Source organism: Acinetobacter sp. WC-743, from assembly GCF_000335555.1.
GTDB lineage: Bacteria > Pseudomonadota > Gammaproteobacteria > Pseudomonadales > Moraxellaceae > Acinetobacter > Acinetobacter bereziniae.
Genome location: NZ_AMFQ01000051.1, coordinates 1 through 304, shown reverse-complemented (window position 1 = coordinate 304; position 304 = coordinate 1). Strand labels below are relative to the sequence as shown.

Here is a 304-nt window from a genome sequence, read left to right as displayed (position 1 = left end):
TCGTTACATCGGGTACCAATGCAGATGGCTCAACAAACTATGAAGTTGCGACAGCGAAAGACGTTAACTTTGACAAAGTGACTGTAGGTAGTGTTGTTGTAGATAAATCAAGCAATACAATCAAAGGTTTAAGTAATACTACTTGGAACGGAACAGCAGTATCAGGTCAAGCGGCGACAGAAGACCAGTTAAAAACGGTCAGCGATGCGCAAGGTGAAACTGATAAGTTTGCAGTGAAGTACGACAAAAATGCTGATGGCAGTGCAAACTACAACAACATCACATTGGCAGGTACGACTGCAAG

General features: G+C 42.8%; 1 protein-coding gene. It reads left to right on the top strand.

Annotated features, from left to right (window positions below):
- Window positions 1-304, top strand: a 304-nt coding sequence (locus ACINWC743_RS07080) for a hypothetical protein (protein WP_009584916.1), incomplete at both ends; no start/stop codon positions are given.